21 protein-coding genes and 1 pseudogene are annotated in these 22,395 nt (G+C 32.7%); all 22 read right to left on the bottom strand.

Annotation, left to right across the window (positions count from 1 at the left end; all coding sequences use genetic code 11):
* Positions 1 to 275 (bottom strand): annotated as a pseudogene (locus VKY47_RS13230) (O-antigen ligase family protein); the annotation flags it as partial.
* An 84-nt stretch (positions 276 to 359) separates the two neighbouring features.
* Positions 360 to 1,091, bottom strand: a complete 732-nt coding sequence (locus VKY47_RS13225) for a transglutaminase-like domain-containing protein (protein WP_324313296.1) — start codon at positions 1,089 to 1,091, stop codon at positions 360 to 362.
* 173 nt (positions 1,092 to 1,264) lie between these two features.
* Positions 1,265 to 2,392: a glycosyltransferase gene (locus tag VKY47_RS13220; protein WP_324313295.1), complete on the bottom strand. Its 1,128-nt coding sequence runs from the start codon at positions 2,390 to 2,392 to the stop codon at positions 1,265 to 1,267.
* 6 nt (positions 2,393 to 2,398) lie between these two features.
* Entirely contained in the window at positions 2,399 to 3,460 is a 1,062-nt protein-coding gene (locus tag VKY47_RS13215; RefSeq protein ID WP_324313294.1) for a glycosyltransferase, read from the bottom strand.
* Positions 3,460 to 4,788 carry a glycosyltransferase family 2 protein gene (locus VKY47_RS13210; RefSeq protein ID WP_324313293.1) on the bottom strand — a complete coding sequence of 443 codons (1,329 nt, stop codon included), beginning with the start codon at positions 4,786 to 4,788 and terminating at the stop codon, positions 3,460 to 3,462. Before VKY47_RS13210 ends, VKY47_RS13215 begins: the two co-directional genes overlap by 1 nt.
* 247 nt (positions 4,789 to 5,035) lie before the next feature.
* Positions 5,036 to 5,674 (bottom strand): class I SAM-dependent methyltransferase, encoded by a 639-nt coding sequence (locus tag VKY47_RS13205; RefSeq protein ID WP_324313292.1) that lies wholly within the window; start codon positions 5,672 to 5,674, stop codon positions 5,036 to 5,038.
* Positions 5,675 to 5,775: 101 nt separating this feature from the next.
* Complete coding sequence (locus VKY47_RS14475) at positions 5,776 to 6,159, bottom strand: GtrA family protein (protein ID WP_414731230.1); 384 nt, start codon at positions 6,157 to 6,159, stop codon at positions 5,776 to 5,778.
* The gene (locus tag VKY47_RS13200) at positions 6,149 to 7,111 is read right to left on the bottom strand and encodes a glycosyltransferase family 2 protein (protein ID WP_324313291.1); all 963 of its coding nucleotides are present in this window, start codon (positions 7,109 to 7,111) and stop codon (positions 6,149 to 6,151) included. Before VKY47_RS13200 ends, VKY47_RS14475 begins: the two co-directional genes overlap by 11 nt.
* A 15-nt stretch (positions 7,112 to 7,126) precedes the next feature.
* A complete protein-coding gene (locus VKY47_RS13195) occupies positions 7,127 to 8,272 on the bottom strand; it encodes a hypothetical protein (protein ID WP_324313290.1) in 1,146 nt (381 codons plus the stop codon).
* An 83-nt stretch (positions 8,273 to 8,355) separates the two neighbouring features.
* Positions 8,356 to 9,426, bottom strand: a complete 1,071-nt coding sequence (locus VKY47_RS13190) for an exostosin domain-containing protein (RefSeq protein ID WP_324313289.1) — start codon at positions 9,424 to 9,426, stop codon at positions 8,356 to 8,358.
* A 34-nt stretch (positions 9,427 to 9,460) separates the two neighbouring features.
* Positions 9,461 to 10,357 carry an FkbM family methyltransferase gene (locus VKY47_RS13185; protein ID WP_324313288.1) on the bottom strand — a complete coding sequence of 299 codons (897 nt, stop codon included), beginning with the start codon at positions 10,355 to 10,357 and terminating at the stop codon, positions 9,461 to 9,463.
* Positions 10,358 to 10,452: 95 nt separating this feature from the next.
* On the bottom strand, positions 10,453 to 11,625 hold the full coding sequence (locus VKY47_RS13180) for a glycosyltransferase family 4 protein (RefSeq protein WP_324313287.1): 1,173 nt from the start codon (positions 11,623 to 11,625) through the stop codon (positions 10,453 to 10,455).
* Position 11,626: 1 nt separating this feature from the next.
* The gene (locus VKY47_RS13175; protein WP_324313286.1) at positions 11,627 to 12,145 is read right to left on the bottom strand and encodes a hypothetical protein; all 519 of its coding nucleotides are present in this window, start codon (positions 12,143 to 12,145) and stop codon (positions 11,627 to 11,629) included.
* Positions 12,142 to 12,564: a hypothetical protein gene (locus tag VKY47_RS13170; RefSeq protein ID WP_324313285.1), complete on the bottom strand. Its 423-nt coding sequence runs from the start codon at positions 12,562 to 12,564 to the stop codon at positions 12,142 to 12,144. Before VKY47_RS13170 ends, VKY47_RS13175 begins: the two co-directional genes overlap by 4 nt.
* Positions 12,564 to 14,000: an MBOAT family O-acyltransferase gene (locus VKY47_RS13165; RefSeq protein ID WP_324313284.1), complete on the bottom strand. Its 1,437-nt coding sequence runs from the start codon at positions 13,998 to 14,000 to the stop codon at positions 12,564 to 12,566. Before VKY47_RS13165 ends, VKY47_RS13170 begins: the two co-directional genes overlap by 1 nt.
* Positions 14,001 to 14,003: 3 nt before the next feature.
* Positions 14,004 to 15,125 carry a glycosyltransferase gene (locus VKY47_RS13160; protein WP_324313283.1) on the bottom strand — a complete coding sequence of 374 codons (1,122 nt, stop codon included), beginning with the start codon at positions 15,123 to 15,125 and terminating at the stop codon, positions 14,004 to 14,006.
* Positions 15,122 to 16,951, bottom strand: a complete 1,830-nt coding sequence (gene asnB / locus VKY47_RS13155) for an asparagine synthase (glutamine-hydrolyzing) (protein ID WP_324313282.1) — start codon at positions 16,949 to 16,951, stop codon at positions 15,122 to 15,124. Before asnB ends, VKY47_RS13160 begins: the two co-directional genes overlap by 4 nt.
* A gap of 80 nt (positions 16,952 to 17,031) precedes the next feature.
* Positions 17,032 to 18,051, bottom strand: a complete 1,020-nt coding sequence (locus VKY47_RS13150) for a glycosyltransferase family 2 protein (RefSeq protein WP_324313281.1) — start codon at positions 18,049 to 18,051, stop codon at positions 17,032 to 17,034.
* Positions 18,052 to 18,054: 3 nt separating this feature from the next.
* Positions 18,055 to 19,443, bottom strand: coding sequence for an asparagine synthetase B family protein (locus VKY47_RS13145; protein ID WP_324313279.1), 1,389 nt, complete (start codon positions 19,441 to 19,443; stop codon positions 18,055 to 18,057).
* A gap of 134 nt (positions 19,444 to 19,577) precedes the next feature.
* Entirely contained in the window at positions 19,578 to 20,489 is a 912-nt protein-coding gene (locus VKY47_RS13140) for a hypothetical protein (protein ID WP_324313278.1), read from the bottom strand.
* A 55-nt stretch (positions 20,490 to 20,544) separates the two neighbouring features.
* A complete protein-coding gene (locus VKY47_RS13135; RefSeq protein ID WP_324313277.1) occupies positions 20,545 to 21,522 on the bottom strand; it encodes a glycosyltransferase family 2 protein in 978 nt (325 codons plus the stop codon).
* Between the two features lie 34 nt (positions 21,523 to 21,556).
* Positions 21,557 to 22,300 carry a class I SAM-dependent methyltransferase gene (locus tag VKY47_RS13130; protein ID WP_324313275.1) on the bottom strand — a complete coding sequence of 248 codons (744 nt, stop codon included), beginning with the start codon at positions 22,298 to 22,300 and terminating at the stop codon, positions 21,557 to 21,559.
* Positions 22,301 to 22,395: the final 95 nt, after the last annotated feature.

The raw sequence follows: 22,395 nt of genomic DNA, 5'->3' as shown, positions 1-22,395 counted from the left end.
CCCATCATCACAAAAAGAATCACCAAGTATTTAGAGGCTTCGTATGAAACAGAGCCTTTGGTGGTTCGCATAAACACCTCAATTCCCACAAAATAAGCGCAAGCCTTTAAAACCTCATAAGTCTTTTTATTATCAGCAACTCTAATAATTTGATACAGGAAATAAAAAAATGCTCCAAAAAAATAAAGCTTGGCTAAGCTTGTATTAAAATAAATCAACATTCCTATGGCTGCATGCAACCCGATGGCACTGATGTAGGTAATATTGGTTTTCAACGTTTGTTATTAAGAATTAGTTTTTGTTAAGTTTATATAATTAGTAAAAATTAATAATACGGTAAAAGAGCTTATAAAGAATAATTACATAAACATAGTTCTATAGTTAACTAAAGGAAATTTATAGTGATAACTATTCCCTGTGAGGTATACAACAAAATGGACTATAAAAATTGGAAATTTCGAAGGGCTCTTCTTTAAGAATTTGTCATACACCTTATTCTTATACCTACTAATCAAAAATGGAGTGGCAGAAGGACTGAAATAATAATTTTTAATTTGTTTATCATCTACTATTTCCTTGAAAAAGGAATGATAACTTAAATTATCACGACACTTAAAGACTTCTATTACAGAAAGCGGACAACTTTCAATTCCTGTATTGAAGGTTATACATTTTGAAACATCTATTAAAACCCACTTATTTAATTCCTTGGAAAAAACTTCATTTGTTGCATGACCTCCATATTTCATATCAAAAGGGATTCTCATAATCCCCCATTCTCTCACTAGGATTTCATTTATGACACAGAAATTATTAAAAACTTGAGATATATCACTACACACACCGCCTTTACCGTCGAGCATAGCCTTTAACGCAAGGTCAGAAGGAAGACTTAACCCTGATCCTCCTTTAATATGTTCTCGTAACCAACGAGCAATATGAAATGCCTTCTCAAGGTCTGTGTTTAAATGAACATCCTTAAATATCTTTTTGTTTATATCAATATATATATCAGGAATATCTGCTACCTTATTAAAATCATTATAAGTCTCAGAAGCAACCCCTTCTTCAGAAGAATTCCGTGAAAGCAACCTGAATCTTGTGGAGTACAAAAATGAATGCCGTTTTAATATCCAAGAAATTTTTCTCAATTCTTATTAATTATAATCTAAATTATTTGTTCTGGTTAAATATACCTAAAAATTCTATCCACCACCCTTTTTAACCTACTAATTGTGAATAAATAAACTATTGGGGTAGTAATTTAAACTATCATTAACCCCTTTATTCTATTAACATAATAGCCATAAGTAAACCTTTTCACAAGCTCAGATTGATTAGATAACATAATTTTATATTCTTCATTAGTTAAACCTAATCCTGTTATAATAGTCGACCTAGTTTCTTCTTCTGTTACGGATTGAATTAAAAAGCCGTTACGCTTATCTTTCACATATTGGCCAATAGAAGAAATAGCAGACACCATAGGAATACACCCAAAATTCATAGCTTCAGCCAAAACTTTAGGAAACCCTTCAGAAGCCGTAGTTGGCATTAAAAAGAAATGAGATTGCTTATATATTTTAAAAACATCACTAGTTGGTAAAAACCCATGAAAAACGAAGTCAACACCTGTCTTTAAACTTAGCCCTTTAAAGTAATCTATGTCGTGGCCATCCCCAACTAAATGCACTTTTCCAACCATTTCCAATACTTCTTCATTCAATTGACCAAAAGCCTTAATAATCCGCTCCACTCCTTTTTGCTTTTCCAACCTTCCAACATAACAAAAATTAATAAGTTCCCCCTTTTCTTTCTTTGTTCTAACTATAAATCCTTCTTTAATATCACTATCTACTAGGCAAGGATTCTCAAAACTTAAACAATGAGCTTCCTGATTCTCCCATGCACCATTTATGGTTACGGGCCTACTTTGACGTTTAAGCATATATCGCTGAGCAGCATACCCGAGGGGAGCTGGATGCTGCTTCCAATTACCAGCATATTTAAACCATCCTTTCTTTTTTGAAAACAAGGTCAAATAAGGAATCAAAAACACACCAATACCTGTTGGTGCCCTTAATTGAAAACAATCGGTTTTTGCTAGAACCTGATTCACAGTTCTTATTACGCTAGGAGCAGAAAACAACACCTTTAATTTTTCTTTAACACCTTGACCACCCGTAGGTTTGAGAGGAATAAACTTGATTCTAGCAGTGGAATATGGAAGGGAGCTTTTAGGCGCTTCACAATCATGAAACATAGCAATGTGATAAATCTCGTCAAAAACTTCTGCTAAATGATTTATTTCGGTAATCGTTGGCCCCCAACCAACGATAGTACCATCTGCTAGTTTATAATGTTCGGTATGTGATATAATAGTTAACTTCAATTTTAATCAATTAGTTAAAAGAGTATTATATATTTTTAAGCATTTCTCTACGTAAACAGTATCTGAATAATTTTCAAAAAAATACCTGTGTAATTTCTTAGTATAATCTTCTCTTTGGGTTAAAACATTATGAATACTTGATTTCCAGTTCTCAACATCAAAATCCCTTTGAATTAATTGTGGAAAGTATTGAGCTACATTCTTAGCTACTTCCCCCGTATGATATGCTACAAAAGGCAATTGCATACTTAAGTACTCTAAAGCTACCAATGGCCCAGTTTCTGATGTAGCACAGTGCAAGCCTAGATGATATTTTGAGAGTTCAGGCAAGACCGATTTACAATCAGTTATTATTGTAACGCGATTTCTAACGCGTAACTGCCTGAGCAAAACTAATATTTTATTATAATATACCATATCTACAACCTGTCCATAAATAGTATAATAATAATTATTAGGGCTATCTGCAATGAGTTGACATAAAAATTCATAGTTTTTTTGAGGCCTAAAGTTACCAACAGAAACTATATTAACCTGATTAAATGATAAGTGAGTACTTTGAATTCTTCTTTCAGCCCTAACAATATTTGTTAATTTAATTATTTTAGTGTTCACGCTATTCGCTTTGGCCCAACATGTTAATTGCTCACTAACACCAATATAGGCCTTACAACGTTTTAATGCTTCTTTAATACTTAAAGAGATTTCTTTATCTATATCTATTTTACCAAAATGATCATGAAATACAACAACCTTTTTCTTGTGTAGATTAAGACTGTAAAACAATAAAGATACATATCTCAATACTTGTCTCAAATGTATATGAATCACATCAAATTGAATCAAAATGCGGTATAACCGAATTAAATATAACGGGTTATATTTATTTTTACGACGCAGATAAATTAATGGAATAGCTTTATTTATATAACCGTCCAATTGTCCTTCTTCTAATAAACATACAACAGTAACGTCACAGTTATTTTCATATAATAAATTAGCAAGGTCTACTAAAACACGTTCTGCTCCACCTACATTTAACCGATCAATTACCTGTACTACCCGCATTAATCTATGGTTTCAATTAACGGACCACAACTTAGCTTATCTGAAGCCAATCTCCACGATTTATTAACCTGAAATAAAACAACTGGCATAAAAAACAGGAATAAAATCGCTCCCAATATTGTATACATTCTATGTCCTTTAAATCGATATGGCATGATGGAAGTAGGAATAGTTTTTAAAAGACCTAACCTAGAATTATAATTTCCAAAATATTTACGATGAAAATATAAGACACTAGGTATTGGTCTAGGATCTAGCCAATTTTGAGATCTAAACGCATCCCAACTCCCCATTTCCCGTAAGCCTCCGGTTCCTACCTTCAGATGTAGTCGTTTTGCATAAGGGTTTGAAATATTCAAATAGCCTTCCAAATAAGCCCTTAATCCAAACTCCCCATCGCCCATACGTTGTTTTTCAAACTGCCTATCAAACAAACCTAATTTTTTAAAAACAGATTTTCGTATCAGAACATTGCCGGTATCTAGTTGATCACTCACTCTAAAAAAGTTATAATTTGCTGGCGTTTTTGCTCCAACTTCAGAGATAGACACCCCTGAAGACAAATCAGACTGAAAATAATCTAAACACTTTACATGACTTAAAATCCAATCTGGTGCTACACGACTATCGTCATCAAAAAGCAATATATACTCCCCCTTAGCTATTTTAATAGCCGTATTTCTGGCCAACCATAAAGCTTTTTCCTCTTGACGTATCAATTGAAGCTTTAAATCAAACGCCGTATAAAATGCAGGCTGGAAAGGTTCGGATTGATCTACCACCAACACTTCAAAATTTTTGTACTCCTGCTGCTCTAAGTCGCTAAGAACATCTTTTAAATAATCATAGCGATTAAGGGTAGGAATAACAACACTTACCAACGGTTTCTGTAAAATTAAAGTAGACGTACACTCCTCCCAAGTGTCATATTTTAATGCCTGACTAAAGGATATTTGTTTTACATTTCTACTTTGAATCCAAGCTTTAAGTTCTTTTACTGGATTATTAAATGCCATCAACCGTAAACACAGCACATAAAAAACCCAAACCTTATGAAAGTATTTACGAATAAACCGGTATTCATCTTCTATCGGCACTTTCTCAAAAGAACTATAGGTTTCAGATTTTCCTATATACCCTTTATGAATGGCTTGCCATGAAAGTTCATATTCCATCCCTATATCACTTGTAAACCTCGTATCTAGTTCAAGTTGTTCCACTATTTCTTTTGGAAGATATTTTATTTTTGGAAAAACAGAAAAACCATCTTTCTTAAATATCTGAAAATAATGTGTGGGTTGAAGGTATTTTAGAAAAATGAAGAGCATTTATAAAAAATTATTAATATCAAATTACATTAGAATATAAATAACAATACTATAAACTTCAAATCTTTAATACTAATAAAACTAAGTTTATTTTGTTTAAGTTTCAAATTTTAATATTCGAATAAAATTAAGAAACATCCCTAATTTCTACTATTAAATTTTAGTGTCACCCCATTTTCCTTAACTAAGTATTTGAATAAAAAGGCGTAGGAATTAAATGAGGTTATTGAATTGTAAATTAGGAACATTATTTATCAATTGATTTTTTTTCAGCCAAAACAATGGTCCATGGAATTGGAGATTCTACAGCCACTACTTTCCCAAAGTTCTTTTCAATCAAATTTATAAGAGATTTTTGTGACCAATGGTTTAAATGGCCTGGTGTATTCCCTAAATGATTTAAATACTTGAACCTACACATGTTTAAAAAACGCCAAAGTGGCTCACGAGGCACCCCTAAAATTAGGTATTTTTTTGACACTCTTTTTATTTCTGCAAGTGCCACTTCAGGAAAATCTAAATGCTCTAAAACTTCTAATAAAAAAACCAAATCTACACTAGAGTTTTGGTATTTAAGACTGTACACACTTTCTTGGAAAATGGTAGAGCTAGGATTATTTCGTTTAGCTAACTCAACTAAATGATCCACATACTCAGAGGCTGTCAAATTGGGAATCGTTTTTCTAAGACGCATGGTAGACCTTCCTTCTCCAGCTCCTATTTCATGAGCAGATTCAATTTTGTTAGCTTTTAGAATAAGTTTATCAACAGATTTAAAATAGCTATCTACTAAATATTTAGATATAAAACTTGTATTCTCATATTTCCCTGAAAAATCTTCAATTTCTGGAGTAGCTTTTAAATTTGAATAATCGATCTCTTTCATATATAGTTATTATTTCATTTTTAATATCACCACATTTAAAATTTCTGAAACTGAAATTACACAGAAAACTTTAAGACGGTTAATATTCGTATAGTCCAAGGTTATTTATAAACAAAATATTTTGAGATTAAAAACCTTAAAGGAGCTAAAATAGCTATAGTAAAAGCTGTTGATAACAAATAATTCACATTTGAGTATAAAAAAAAATTGTACAACAGATTACTTACTACATAAAAAAGAAAAATCGATAAAATAAATTTAATTAACTTTCTTTTTTCATGCGAGGTTTTGAATAAAAACTTTAACTGTATGGAATATAACAATAAATATGCTACTCCATAAACCAAAAGAAAAGATAAAGATTCATTAACCTTAAACACATCTACTAGTGTATATAAAAAACTAAATACAAATAGATAGCTAAAAACACTAATACATATATATCTAACAATTTGTGATGTTAATTCTTTATCTCTAATTTTCAAAATACGACTTTTTAAGGTAGTACAATATCCTTTCTTGATTCTTTCTCATTCTTCCTAAAGAATCTGCCATAAAGGCAAAAATAGCCAAGACAACAGACATTCCTACAAGAGACAATCCTATTATACCAAAACTTTTATAAGGACTGATAGTATTATTTACAATCCAGTGTATAAGTGTAAATCCACCTAAAAGGAGTCCAATTCCAAAAATAAATCCAGAAACAATTAAAAAAAACTGTAAGGGTTTATAATCTTTTAAGCAGCGAAATATTATAATTGATGTTCTAAACGCATATGCAATAATACTATCTGCTATCCGAGAAACTCTTCCTTCAAAATACTCAACCCGTACTGGGATTTGCTTTACGGACAAACCTTTATCTAACAAATCTAAAATAGTTTCATGAGTATAGGTAAAGCTCCCTTGTAAGTTAAGATTTAGCAGCGCTTCTTGAGAATAAGCTCTAAAACCACAGGAAGCATCTTCAATTTTAGTTTTACTAATAAATGACACTATCTTATTCACTTGTTTATTACCCCAATATTTTATTTTAGGCATGTTTTCAGGTCTGTTTCCATGGAACCTATTACCTATACAAAAATCAGTTTTATTTTCAATAATTGGTTGTATAAAATCATTTATTTGGTTTACATCAAATTGTCCGTCCGCGTCAATACTAACCATAACTGATGCTTTTATCTTTAAAGCATAAGTCAGTGCTGTCTGGAATGCTTCTCCTACGCCTTTATTTCTATTATGACTAATTACTGTTGCTCCCGCCGCTTTGGATTTATTTTCAGTATCATCCGTACTCCCATCGTTGACAACCAATAACTCCACCGCATTAAAGTGTTCATAATTTGCAGGAATCGATTTCAGTACATTGTATATCGTTTCAGCCTCGTTTAAAGCTGGCATATAAATTAAAAGCTTATAGGAATTATAGTCCATATTTGATTGGGTATATTATAAATATTTTTCGAAAATTATGAGACTTATCCTAAGTTCATTTAATATATAGATAAAAGCCATAACATACAAAAGATTAATAAAATATATGTTTTTTACTTTAAACTTTTGAGTTAAAAAATAGTATCCCAAATAAAACCCTGGGATTAAAGGCACCCAATATCTACTAAATCCTGTGCCAGCAGCAACAAAGCCTAACATGACCAAACAAATAGATAAAAATAGTATTTTCACCCCCTCGGTATTTGACTTCCTATTAATATAACCATAAATAAATGCCGAGATTAGTACCACACTCAACACAAAGTTTCTAATGCCGGTAATTGGAATAAAAACAGATATAAATGCAGGAATACCGTTAATTCTACTCACCTCTTGATGTTGTATTAGCCCCAAACCTGCCTTAATATTATAAAACAAGGAACTTTCCTCTTTAAATCTACTAAAATAGGTAAGGTTACTCAGGTTGTTTGATTCTATATGATATACATACTTAAACCACACTATAAATGGAGTTAAGCATGCAAAACAGTAAAATAAAGCCTTTTTTAAGTCCAATTTTTTATATGTATAAAGCTTATAAAGATTGATCAACACAACAACTCCCAAAACAGCATACACATGTCTTGTTAGCGTTAACACCGTAAACAGAAAAATCATCTTTCTAAAGTTGCTAATATTTGCTTCTTTTGTTGAATAATATAAAAAGCCCCAAAAACAGAAAAACAGTAATGCATCTGGATATAAGGTTGGAATAAAACTTATAACTACCTGAGTTACTAAAGTCACAGAAATAATTGAAATAGAAACTTTATGGTCTATCTTATTTTCTCTAAAAAATAGATATCCGAAATAAAGTCCAATTAAAAACAGTGAGGCATTAAAAACCTTATTTAAAGCAAAACCTAGTTCAGGAAAAGAAAGTACTTGAAAAAAAGTGAGAATAAAGGGGATAATTGGTGTAAAAGTAGATGGAGAATCATTTTGATAAAACCTACCTTCTAAAATATTATTTGATATATTCAAGTAAGTTATTTCATCTCCTGCTAAAGGAAGTATGAATGACCGTAAGATAAAAATTACTGCAAAAACAAAAATGACGGCAAATATTTTATTCTCCTTAAAAAAAATTAGTTTGTTCATATTTCAAGATATTTTTTACCTCTTGATTAACAAAATCAAATATATAAAAACAGTTGAGGGTAAGGTGTAAAAACAATAGTAAGTTACTTATAAATACATAAGTCACTTTTAATCAAACCTTTACAAAAACCTCCCAACCTTAATCGATCTTCCCATAAACTTCTATTAGCTTGCTGTAAAGCTAAAAAATCAACTTCAGTCATACTATCATGAAACTGTTTAACTTTTTCAGCCACCTGAAATCTATCCTTAAACTCCACCCATACTACATGCTTTTTCCAAGCAACCATACTATCTAAGGGTAAAGCGCAATCGGTATTTATAAAAATGGGTATGCGCCCCATAGCTAAAGCTTCATAAAATCGCACCGAAAAATTCCCTGCTCCTCGTACACAAACTATATAATCAGAGTCTTTTAAGTTATTATAAAATGCTAAGGTAGTTTCGTGGAAATCCTTATTACTAGTCACTCCTGCTCTGTATTTTTTCCGAAAAATAAAATTGCAGACAACTCCATCCGCCTCTTGTAAAACGTTTAATACGGAAGCTCTTAGATATGATGTAGAAAGAATTTGCTGAGGCTCTTCTTTAGTAAGTTTAAAGTAATATTTTAAGTTTCTCAGGCTAGTTTTTACTACTTCTTTAATAGCATTAACACGCGAAGCATTGGCTTGACCACAAAAACCAACAACTGCAAACTTTTGATAAGGCCTAAGGAATATTTTATCACTACTAAAATATTTTTTTAAAGGATCTTCTATAAAAGGAGGAATACAAAACTCGTGATTTTCAAACTTAGTTTTATACCCTCCAGAACGAAGAAGTATGACATTATTAAAACTTGGAACTTTAACCCCAAAATCACCAATATTAAGGGCAAGAACCTTTTTATTTAGCTGCCCACATTCCTTAATAAAAGATACCGCCAGGTTTTCTTGTTTTGTTTTTACATAATAATTCCAAGCCATTGGTAATATGACGATATCTGCTTCTTCCAGAAATTCTGTAAAGGTAAAATCTTGTTCCGAGACCCCGTATATTTCCTTTCGCTCCGTATCTGTAAACGATTCGCTTTTTATAAATGGCTTTAGCAGTGGAAAAACCATGCCGCGATAGGCCGCATTATAATGTGAGGGTGGAAAGTATAATTTCATGCAAAGATAAATAGCTTGAATGCGTTTGTTTTAATCAAAAATAGTGATTATTTATTTTAACAGGGTCACTTGAAATAAGTCGCGCGCTTACAAATGCTAAATCGCGTACAAAAATGGTATTAAACTGTTCCTTATTATAGGTTTCTAATTCTTTAAGTCGTCTGTTTTTAGGTTCATATCTATAAGGTTTAAACCCATACGATATAACTTTTTCATATATATACTGATCCTCAAACCCATAGACTTTCCCAGAACTATTTAACTCTAAGATTAAAACTTTAAAATCAGGATTCTCTAACATTTTAACTGCTCCCTCTAAAGCATAGTTCTCATAGCCTTCAACATCTATTTTTAATGCAAGAGGAACTCTATCTTCTAAAATGGAGTCAATTGTTTCTACTTTTACTGCAGTCGAGTACGTGTACGATTGATCTACAATCCTATCCATAGTGCCACGATCTGTAGAAAAATAAAGCATCCCGTTTTTATTTGAAACACCTATATTCCTAAATTCTATTAAATGCTCTAAATTATTTAAAGATATGTTTTCCTTTAATTTATTATAAGTCGCCGGTACGGGTTCAATTGCCAAGGATAATGTATTATTCACCCCAGCCATCAACAAAGAATAATGGCCTACATTGGCTCCTATATCAAGAAAAAAATCATTTTTATTTAGCAAGTGAATTAAAAAAATGGATTCTTCAAATTCAAATAATCCATAATAAATGTTCCCAACAATCCCAGCTTCTCCTTTCCTGGCAATAAATTTCAAATCACCAACCCATTTATAAATCATTTTTTTCTTCCATTTAATCATAAAATGAAAATAAATATAGCGCCATAAGGCATGATTCTCATGACCTTTTGTTAAAGGATGCTTGGAAAATTGTTTGTACCGCTGTTTTATGCGTTTTGGGATTTTAATCATTAACTTTAAATTTTAGACTATATCTACGATAATTAAATAACAGCTTTCAATTTTCAATTTCAAATCTAGCATCTAACATTGATGCTTATTTTATGTCAATTTATATAAAATTCATCAAAATATTGTTTCTGATGCTCGAAATTAAAGGCTGCTCTAACACGTTCTATGGATCGTTCAGCTAGCGCTTCCTTTTCATGAAATTCTAAATTAGAAATATCAATTATGGTTTTTGCCATCACTGCCACATCATAAGGCGCTATCAGCCAGCCTGTTTTTTTATCATCAATATTTTCAGGAAGTCCGCCAATCTTAAAGGCCACACTAGGTATTCCTAAAGCCTGTGCTTCTAAAACCGCATTACAAAAACCTTCATTTAAACTCGTTTGCACATAAACATCACAATCCTTTAAGATATTTAAAGTTTCTTTATGCGAACATTGTCCTTTTAAAATTACTTGCTGTGTTAATTCTTTGTCGTGAATATGATACAAATAACGTTCTGTTTCCGCATTTTGCCCCGAACCTATAATTAGCCATTCAAAATTAACATTAGCCAATTTTAAACAGTTGGCAACTTCTAGTAAATAATTAATACCTTTTATCCAATGCAGCCTAGCAATGGTGACGATCTTGATGGTCTCATACGAATCCTGAATCGTTCTATTTGGCAAGTTTTTCAAATCAACTGCTGGAGTTATTATTTGATAGGGTACACTTTTAGGTAATCCTAAAAACCAGCCCTGCCTCAACATATAATGAGATATCGCATGAACCTTATCCACGTGTTTCCAAAGCAATTCATAACAACCAGGATGTTTTAAAGGATAGACATTAATATCATACCCTCTAAAACTCACCGCTATTTTGGTTCCTATAGCTTTTGCTACTAACTCACGCTCTAAGGCCAATGTAGCAAAGCCATAATGCAGCCAGTCCCCTTTAAATTTCAGTAATTCGGAGTTCAAATATATTTTTTCTAGAGTTCGCTTAATGGTACTACCATGTTGTCTTTCTAGTTTAAAGTAGTTCCTCACTGCTTTTATATGAGCAAGTAACTGAAATCCTACCAAACCCATCTTGAATAACTGTAACAATAAGAATCTATGAACCTTTGGATTTTTAATATGTTCACAGCCTTTATAGTTTTTTTCAGTTGGGCCTGTAAATAAGATGACCCTATGTCCATTTTCCTGTAAGCCTTTGATTTTAGAATTAAAAAAGGTTTCAGAATACCCTGGGGTTTTGGAAAGTATAATTCCTATTGTCATTCTAATTATTATTACTTTTCAGTTTCTTCATTTGACTTGCTAAATCTAACGAAAACTTTTTTCCTGAAGCAATGGTTAAATGATTTCCATCTGTAAATTCATACTCGTTGTTAAATGGCATCATGTTAATATAAGGTATCTGGTAGTCCTTAGCTAAATTTTCTATTTTTTCATCAAAATTGGGAATCAATTCATTTTCAACCTCTAACATCGCCTCTATTACAGGTATTCTCACCAAATATACATCCCCTTGTTCTTTAAATAAATTAATTGTTTTAATTAAATAGTCCCATCTATATTCAGAAATCCCATTGTACTTTACTAATCTATTTCTATAACTTTCAATTTTATTTTTTGTTCTAAATTCTCTAGATATCATGTCAGATTCTATAGTTACTTCCAACCAACCATTATCCTGCACATAAAATGTTTGATACATGCCTTTACGTTTTTTATTCCTGATAATAGCCTCGTTTTTAGGAACAAAAGATTCAAGAAGGTATTCTATATTTGGATTCATATTAACAAAATTTGTTTTGCCAATAAAGTCATTATCTTCTGGATACGGAGTTGTATTTGTGTGTGTGTTAACTTATTTTCAGATAACGACCAAGGCGTTACAGCAATTATAAAAACACCCTTCTCCTCTTTTCTTTTAAGCTTACTTAAAATACTCGTATAATATGCTTTGCCATACGGTGATGCAGAAATGGTAAACCCATAATTATATATGCTATTTGAACCATAAACAGAATCTATAATATTCGGATGTATTCCTTGAGCTGCTCTGGATGACCCTACAATAAGTGATGTCTGTTTTTGCGATGACAACTTCTTATAAAAGGCATCGGTTGTACCATCCGCCATACTAAAAACTACAAAAAAACTAGCTATTAGCACAAACAAAAACAAGCTTGTATTTACTAAAAATCTTTTCATTAAAATTGAAAATAAATAAATTCTTGGGTTTTACCGCCATATAAAAAAATAACCATAGCAATTATATAATATATTAACAATCGAATAAACCTAGGGTATTTAACCCATAAACGTTCTATGGCATATAAATGGCGTCGTCCAGCCCATTCTATCCCGAGGAAAATTAGTAAAAAAACAAACACATCAGTTGGTCTAACTTGAGGTAATGTAAATAAGGACAAGTTTAAGGTTCTAGAAAGGAAATTAAGTGCCATAGTCACATCTTCTGCTCTAAAAAACACCCATGCTAACACAGTCAAGCTAAAAGTTATAGCCATTTGAATTAACTCCTTTATGTTCGGAAATATACTATTTTCAGCAACGACGTTGGTATAGAGACGATTTTTATTCCTTAGTAGTAAAGGTAAGAAGTACACGGCATTTAATACTCCCCAAACGATAAAGGTCCAATTAGCACCATGCCAAAAACCGCTCACAATAAAAATAATAAATACATTACGAACCTGATTCCATTTACTACCTCTAGACCCTCCTAAAGGAATATATACATAGTCTCGAAACCAAGTGGACAGCGAGATATGCCAGCGTCTCCAAAACTCAGCTATATCACGTGAGAAATATGGTGTAGCAAAATTCTGCTTTAAGTTAAACCCAAAAAGCCTAGAAGTTCCTATAGCAATATCTGAATACCCTGAAAAATCTCCATAAATCTGAAACGCAAAAAACACTGCTCCCAAAACCAAGGTACTTGCAGAATAAGTTTCATAACCATTAAAAATGGTATTTGCAACGTTGGCACAGTTGTCCGCAATGACAACTTTCTTAAACAATCCCCAAAGAATTTGTCGTAAACCATCAACGGCTTTAGTGTAATTAAACTGTCTTTTCACATAAAACTGCGGCAATAAATTTGAAGCACGCTCAATGGGGCCGGCTACTAATTGTGGAAAAAAACTAACAAAGGCTGCAAAGGAAATGAAATCCTTAGTAGGTTTCAATTGGCCGCGGTAAACATCAATAGTATAACTTAAGGTTTGAAAGGTATAGAAGCTTATTCCTACAGGTAAAATAATATTTAAGGTATTGGGTTGAATGTCTTGACCAAAAAATGAAAAGGCTTGTACAAAATTGTCTACAAAAAAGTTATAATATTTAAAAAAACCTAATAATCCAATATTTACAAAAATGCTCGTCCATAAAAGAGCTTTTCTGTGATTTTTAGAATCTATTTTTTGTAACAATATACCAATCGCATAATCGACTATGGTACTGAACAGGATTAAAGATAAAAATCGATAATCCCACCAACCATAAAATACATAACTAGCGATGACAATTAATGCATTCTGATATTTTAACTGATTATTTACAACAAACCAATAGAGTATAAAAACTATTGGAAGAAAAATCGCGAAATCTAAGGAGTTAAAAAGCATGTATCACGATTTACTAAGGAGTTTAAAATATAATTCCTGACAATTATTTACTTCTTTGTCTACATGGTAATGCTTAAGCACATAGTCTCTAAATTGGCTTCCAATCTGTGTATTCATCTCTCGGGTATTGGAGCAACAAGCTAATAATGCAGAACACCATGCGTTGACATCTCCTGCCTTAACCAAATGTTCTGGAAAAGGTTGCAATTGATCTTTTATTCCTGACACATCAGAACCTAAAACACTCTTTCCACTCGCCATTGCTTCCAATAAAGACACTGGAGAACCCTCTCTTCTTCCTGAATTAAGAGTAGGTAAAACCACTATTTCAGCCAAACTTAAATAATCTTGTACGTTATTTTGCTTTCCAACAAATAATACTTGATCATTTAAACCTAAACTAGTTGCTAACGCAATCATTTGTTCCCCATAGGGATTATTGTAATCCCCTACAAACATTAACTTCCATTCGTAACACTCTTTATAAATCATTTTAAAGGCTTGTAGTAGAACTTCAATCCCTTTTACCGGTACCAAATTAGCCACACACATTAAAATACGTTGATCTAAATTTAATTGCCATTCTTGCGCTACACTTAAATTTTTCTCTAGCGGCTGAAAGATTTCCACATCCACCCCTCTCGGAATCAAAACCGTTTTATTTGAATTCTTAAAAAACTCTCTTTTCATATCCGTATTCTGAATTGCTATGGCAGTTGCTAAAAAACTTCTTAAATACCAAGCATTTTTAGAAGCGCCACCCCAATTCATATTCTTTTTGGTATAAACCCATTTAATCCCAGCCATTTTTGCCGCTAAAGGTTCAGAATAATCAGCGGCATAATGAAAGCTATGAATGATGTCTGGTCCAATGGCTTTTAGTTTCTTACTAATCTGATAACAAGAAGCCAAACCTTTAACATAAGGCTTCATGTTTGTGGTATATTGTATAATATGAATAGGTATCCCGGAGGCCTCAACTGTTTTAAAAAATCCCCCACGCCTGTGCATACAGGCGATGTGAACTTCAAAAATATTAGGGTTTAATCTTTTAGCAACGTGAAGTAAGGCCTTGCCACTACCGGCTGTATCAAAATTTGGAATGGTAAATAAAATTTTAATCATTTAAGTAAGGCATATAAAGTAAATAAAGGCCATTTTAAATCCTGCTTCTTAGTAGCATGTTGCTGTAACATATGTTCTATGGCACTGCGTTCAAAACCAAAATTCGTTAAATCAGCATCCAATAAACGCTCTGTAAATAGCGATTTTAAATCCTCCCGAAGCCAACCACTTAACGGGATGGAAAAGCCCTTTTTCACAGTTTCTATTGGCACGGATGGAATACGTCTATGCAAAACATTCTTTAGTACTTGTTTACTTTTGTTTTTACCATAACTCAATAAAGGGTCTATTTGTAAGCTAGCTTCAATCATCTGTTTATCCAAAAAAGGAACACGTACTTCCAAACTATTTTCCATACTGGCTAAATCTACTTTTCTTAAAGTTTTTTGCATCATCCCATAAAACTCCGCATGTCGCATATGTTGCAATAAGACCCTAACATCTTTGGAGTTTTTATAATTGTACACCTGGTAAGTTTCTGGTAAAGAAATATCTTTCAAATCAGGTGCCAAAGAATTTAACCACTCTTTTCTAAATCTAGAATGTAATCCCTGTTGTGCATTAGCCTGACTAGCTGCCAAAAGCACCGCGTTCAGGTTTTTATTGCCACTTACATACTTATCTAAACCATATAAACCCTTACGAATTAAACTCGGGTAATGTTGGAACCCAATATTCTTACCAATGCTCCAAAACCGTTCATAACCAAAAAACAATTCGTCGCCTCCGTCACCACTTAATACCACCGTAACTTGCTTTTTCGCTAATTTAGAAACCAAATAGGTAGGTAAGATACTAAAATCTGCCATAGGCTCGTGTAAGGCTTTCATCGCTTCATCCCAATGGGAAAGCATATCTTTAGCATTTAAGCGCCAAATACTTTGTTGCAAATCTAAAGCGCCCGCAAACTGCTTAGCACGTTCAGATTCGTCATGTATTTTACTATCTGAACCTATTGTAAACACCTGTATATTATCGCGAAATTTCTTTAAGGAACTAATAATTAAGGTTGAATCCACACCACCGGATAAAAAAGCGCCTACCGGTACGTCAGAAAGTAATTGATTTTGCACACTATTATCTAGAGTTTCTCCAATAAAAATTTCTGCTTCCTGAGCGTTGACAATATAATTTTCTTGTCTAACTGGTAACTCCCAATAACGTAAGTGCTTTTTTACACCGTGTTTGTTAAAGGTAATTATTTCACCTGGCAAGACTTGAAAAGTATCCTCATAAAGCCCAAATGGAGCTGGCATGAAGTGTTGCTCTAAGTATAATTTTAAAACCTGCGAATTAATGGATTTACCCGAAAAGGAAGGATGCCCTATAACTTGATCATATTGACTGGCTGCTATTAATGTCTTACCATCCCAGCCAAAAAACAACGGCTTAATGCCTGCAAAATCTCTAATCAAACTTAACTCTTGAGTTTGATGATTATAAATCACTATTGCAAACATGCCATTAAGGGCTTTCACCGTTTTTTCTATCCCCCAAGCTTCTAAACAAACGGTTATGGTTTCGGTATCACTACGCCCCCTATAACTAGTATGATTAATTTTATTTCTTAATTCTAAATGATTATAGATTTCACCATTAAAAACTATGCTGTATTTTTTATTTGGACTCTGCATCGGTTGCTCTCCTGCTTTGGAGGTATCCATTATAGACAACCTATTGAAGCCCATTTGTACATGCGGCTCTATCGAGACATATCCACGACTATCAGGTCCACGTTTATGTGATAGCATTAACAACTCTAAAAAATGAGCCTTGTTTAATGCTTGTTGGTCTGACAAATTGTATTCGACTAAAAATCCACACATGAATAAATTATCTTATATTAAAATATTAATTAGAAACAGGTTCAAATTCTTTTAATACCATATCACAGGATACTTTAGGCTTATTTAACCACATACTTCATATAATATTTTAGTACGTAATACACATATACCTTATAAAGATTTATGTTTCCTGAAAGCATAACAACAGTAATAAAAGGTCTTAAAATAATCGGAATTTTCAAAGGTTTTATATCTTGTAATAATTTCTTTTTTAATTGTTTCTTTTGTACAAAGCCATTCGTTAAATATAACATGTGCGGAATAGAGCCATAGACCCGAACTAAAACCTGCTTTTTAAAAGCGAGCGGTACCTCATGCGCTAACAGATAAGGAATATGTTCATGGATTAAGGGTTCCCAATAGGTGAATACCTTCTCTTGCTTTTTGTTTTGATTAGATACGGTAGATTGTGGGTGTCTAAAATACAATAGAATGTTTTTATCTAAATGCGCTACTTGACACTCCATCCCTAATTTGACATGAAAAGCTGCATCTTCACCCAACTTTAATTGTGGATTAAAACTACCGATTTTATCAAAAACATGTTTTCTATGTAAAAAACTAGGTGTTCCTGGTAAGGTACTGTAGGTCATCCACCGCAATCCCCAATAACATGGCTCCGGAATCGTGAGTTTATTGGTGTCAGGTTGGGTGATTTCGGTGGACTTTAGTTTCAACTTCGATTTTACCGTATTGCCATGAACACTATCTAAGCTTTCATTATGTATTAACACTTCTAATAAGGCATTTAAGGCGTTGTCAAACAGCTCATCATCCACATCAAATAAATAAATAAATTCACCTTTGGCATATTTTAAACCTGTATTTCGTGCTGAAGCTGCACCTTGAACAGATTCTTTATAAAGAGAAACACGGGAATCAGTTTTTAAAATATCTTTAATTAAAATTATAGAATTATCGGTTGAATTATTATCAATAAAAAGGATTTCAAATTCTGGTAGATTTTGATCAATTAAAAGATTATAAGCAGCTTTAATATATAATTCACCATTATAAACGGGAATAATAATGCTGACCAATTGAGAAATAACTTGTTTATTTAAAACGGGCTCTTCCAATGCTTATAAGTTATTAAATTTTGAATTCCATACAGATAAGGTCAATAGCATACTCACCGCATGCGAATAGAAGACAGAATCTTCAGATTTAAATTTTTGATACAAACTATCAACAACGTCTTTCTCCACAAAGTCTAAAAATTCAGGATGATAAAGATAACTGAGTAATTTGGCTTCGTTTTGATTACCTAAAAATTGTAATTCCCAATTGCGTTGAATGTATTTGTTACCAATCAAGGCACGGGTCTTGTGTTTTATTTTATTTTTAATGCGATACGGTAGATTGTATGGCGATTTGTTTTTATGATAATTATACAGATTATAAGGCATCTGATCTTGCCAAGGAATTGCAGCCACTTTTGGGTTTCTGTTTTTTATATAGGCTATTTGCATTTTTCTATCAGCTAAATAAGCTTCAGGGATTTCACAGATAAACTGGCACATACGGTTATCATAATAGGGCAATTGCACAGGATGGACTGCCTTAAAAAAACTTAAGCTCACGGAAGTCCATCGCGGCGCCCAATACAAACTTTTAAAAGCCCGTATTTTAGCTCCTGTATCAGCTATATCTATCTGATCTAACAATGTTTGAATCCGGGATTTCAAATAAGCTTGAAAATCGCCCTCCAAATTCCAAGATTTCCATAAGGCACTCGCCACAGCTAAACCACCTTTTTTAATCACTTTTTTATAAATTAAATCTAATTCTGATAAATGAGCATCTTGCTCCGCTATCCCACGATCAAATAATACATCTCCCCAATGGCCGAGTGAAAACTCACCTTTCATGCTTTTAAATTTCTCTAAAACAGCCATTTGTCTCGGGTGCGTAAATTCTGAATAACATTGGTTAATATCGGCTGCGCCATCTAGCACACCCCATAAATAATTAGGTGGAATAATAAACGGATCAAAAGGAAAACCACAGGCTTTGGCTATCTGCTCACTAATTTTATGTTCCTTAAAACCACCAGCAAACGAATAAGAATAACTATGCACATCAGCTCCCAAATATTTTAATGCCACCGCTTGGCTTCGGCTATCCAAACCACCTGACAAAGGTAACAACACACGATTATTACCCGTTTGCTCCTTAACAATCGTTTCAAACAAATCGGTAAATTCGTCTAAAGCCGTATTAAAAGAAATATCCCGAGGCTCATGAAACCATTTAAAATACGGGGTTTGTTTTTGAATCACTCCATTACAATCCAAAACATAATCTATCCCTGGCTGCAAAATCTGTTCATCTTTATAAAAACTATCCTTTTCCAAAAAAAAACCTGTAGCCACAAACACGCAAATGGCCTCATAATGAAGAGCACGAGGTTCCTTAACCTTCGTAAAGGTCTGTTCTAAGGGAATAATGGGAGTTCTAATGGTGTTCATAGTATAACGTAATCGAAGATAACAAATTTTAAGACTTTTGAGAGGTTTGTTTAAAATATGATAAAGAATAATAAAAATTACAACTTGTAAGAGCTAAAACAAATAAACGTAGTCAGTAATAGAAATAATCTTTCTTATTCAAAAGATTCTTGGCTAATTCCAAAATACTCAAATACATCTTTAATTTGGCGATCATTATCACTACCAAATACATTTTTTGAGTTTAAACTTTCCGTTTGAGATTCAGGGATTTCAATAAATGGTTTAAAGTAATAATCTGTAAAAACTACTGGAATGTTGTTTGTAACCTGTCCAGCTTTTAACCAAATATCATCACCAATGCAATTGGTTTTCTTTATGCCTTCAATATCAAAAAAAGATTTTAAGAAAAAGCCCGGCTGATATAACACACCTCCAACGCCTGTAGCAAACAACTTTTTAGAAGGCCCTCTGGTGTTCAATCTATTAATTCCCCACTGTCTATAGGGTTTAATTATATCATTTTCAATTTTCATATTACGTACACGATTGGCAACAACACAATGGGGATATTTTTGATAGGTTCCTCGTAAATTCTTTAATAGATTAATAGGATATATAATATCATCATCAACTGTAACAATAAGATTGTTAGGGTATTTCTGAAAAGCATAATAGTACTTGGTGTGTGCTTTAATATCTTCGCAAAAGGCAATTTCCAAGCCTAAAGACTTTAATGCTAGCAATGAACTCGGTAAAACATCTTCACCCATAGGGAAATATTCTTCACCTAGCCATAACACAATCTTTTTAGGTTTTTGAGTTTGATTTAGTATACTTTTTATGGCCAAATGAACTACATCTATTCTTGCAGGAAAAGAGGTCAAGCTCACAATAACATCACTTGTAGCATCAACCCCCAAAAGATTAAAAGAAACACGCTTATAATAACGAACCAAATTAACTTTCAAGTATTTATAAAGCTGCCAATGGAACCATGAGATTAATTTGTTTTCTTTTTTTAAGGGTTTTCTAGTTAAATAAAAGTTATATAGGTAATGAATCATTTTGCTTTAGGTTTTAATAAACTCTTGACTATTTTTTGAGAAGTCAACAATATTATCACGTTTTATTTTTCTTTAAAGCATAGGTATTAAAAACCTCATCTTGCCTCAATAACTCATAAAATTTATAATACTTACCAAACGTAAAACTTGAAACCCTAGCCAAATAAAACCAATAATACCGCTTTGGAAAAACGGCTTTTAATTCTTCCATAAAAGTGAGTGGTAAAGGAATATTGTTCTTAAGTTGCAAATAGCAATGCACACACTGTAACAATGAGTATCTATTGAATTTAGGGGAATTTGCCAAATCTTTTATATCAAGATAATTGTACCAATTGGATTCAAACATTTTTTTTAGATGAATAACTTTTGAATGATCTCGCTTGCCCTGTATGGAATCTGGACTATATCGTCGCAATGTTAAAAAAGCATCTAAATAAAATAAATTATTAGTTCTCAACAAGAGCTTGCAATTAAAATTATGCTCTTGCCCTGCTGTCATTACTTCATTAAATCTTATGGGTGAAACAATGGAACGTTTTACCATTAAATCCGGTGTATGCCAACTGATGTAATCTATGGCGAAACTCTCAAAAGTAACATCAGACGCTTTAAAATCATAATTAAAAAACGAGTTGTTTTTTTTATTAAAATACTTCCTTTTACTAACCACAAAATCTACATCATTTTCAGATAAAGCTTTAGCTTCTAACTCTAATTTTTCAGGTACCATCAAATCATCACTATCAAACCACTGCACATATTCACCTACACTCAACTCAAACCCATAATTCCGAGCGCCATTACCACCCGGCAGATGCGTATCTGGGCGTTTATGGTATTGAAATCGACTATCTTTAGTAATATACCTATCAAGTAATTCCTCAGTATCATCTGTACTCCCGTCATCTACTACAATACACTCCCAGTTTTTGTAGGTTTGCGCTAAAATGGAATTAAGCGTCTCGCCAATTAAATGGGCGCGATTAAGAGTAGGAATGATTATGGAAATTAAAGGTTTAATATTTGTCATAATAAAAATTACTGATTTTATATTTCCAATCTTTTTAAAAATTCGATATCATGTAAGGAGTAGTATCAAAAGACTTACTACTTTTAAAATACGTATACCTCTGGAAACACTGAGGCTTAACACCCAAAACTTGGCCCCATAGTCCTGTAATTTCTTGTTCATCTTTTCTTTGAGTGTCATCCAAAAACACACCATATTCTTCAGACAGTCTATCCTTTATAAATGGTATTGCTGAATAGCGTGCGTAGGGTGTACCGCCACCAAAAGGCCCATCTACTATAACTAGATCGAACTCTTGCTCATTGGGTAAATCGTCAGTAATCTTCTCTGAATCATACCATAGTTTTTGCTCACCTAGACCAAGTCCTTCAACCACAGCTGTCAATGGCGCATAAATAAACGTCACAATATCTGTAAGGTCAAATCGTAAAATATCATTTTGCATTTTGGTTAACCACTCTTGATCTGATTCGACCGAATATAATTTAGTGGGTAGTTTTAACGTTTTTATTAATTGAGCTATATATAGCGTCGATGCCCCAGCACCAAATTCAATAATATTTAGACGCTTATTAATTACAATATCGTTTAAGACATGCAAAATAACACTAGGCGAAATAGACCATGCCGTGTAAGGAATAAAATTAGGCTCCGGAAACAATCTACTGATTTGAGCATAATCCAAAACAACTTGTTGTGTTTGTTGTTGGTTTTTACCAATTTCCGTAATACGGTCCTTGATATAGACTTGTAATTTTTTCTTGATATTAAATGCCATGTATTACTGTTTTAGATTGCCTAGTACTTTTATTTGAAATTGTCGTTTCTTGTATTTCTATTATTTAATTACGAGGTTTTTGAACCGACTCTAAC

Origin of the sequence: Xanthomarina sp., assembly GCF_035306705.1 — a bacterium.
In the GTDB taxonomy this organism is placed as follows: domain Bacteria; phylum Bacteroidota; class Bacteroidia; order Flavobacteriales; family Flavobacteriaceae; genus Xanthomarina.
Note: the sequence above shows the minus strand (reverse complement) of the source record. Positions and strands in the feature narration are given on the sequence as shown.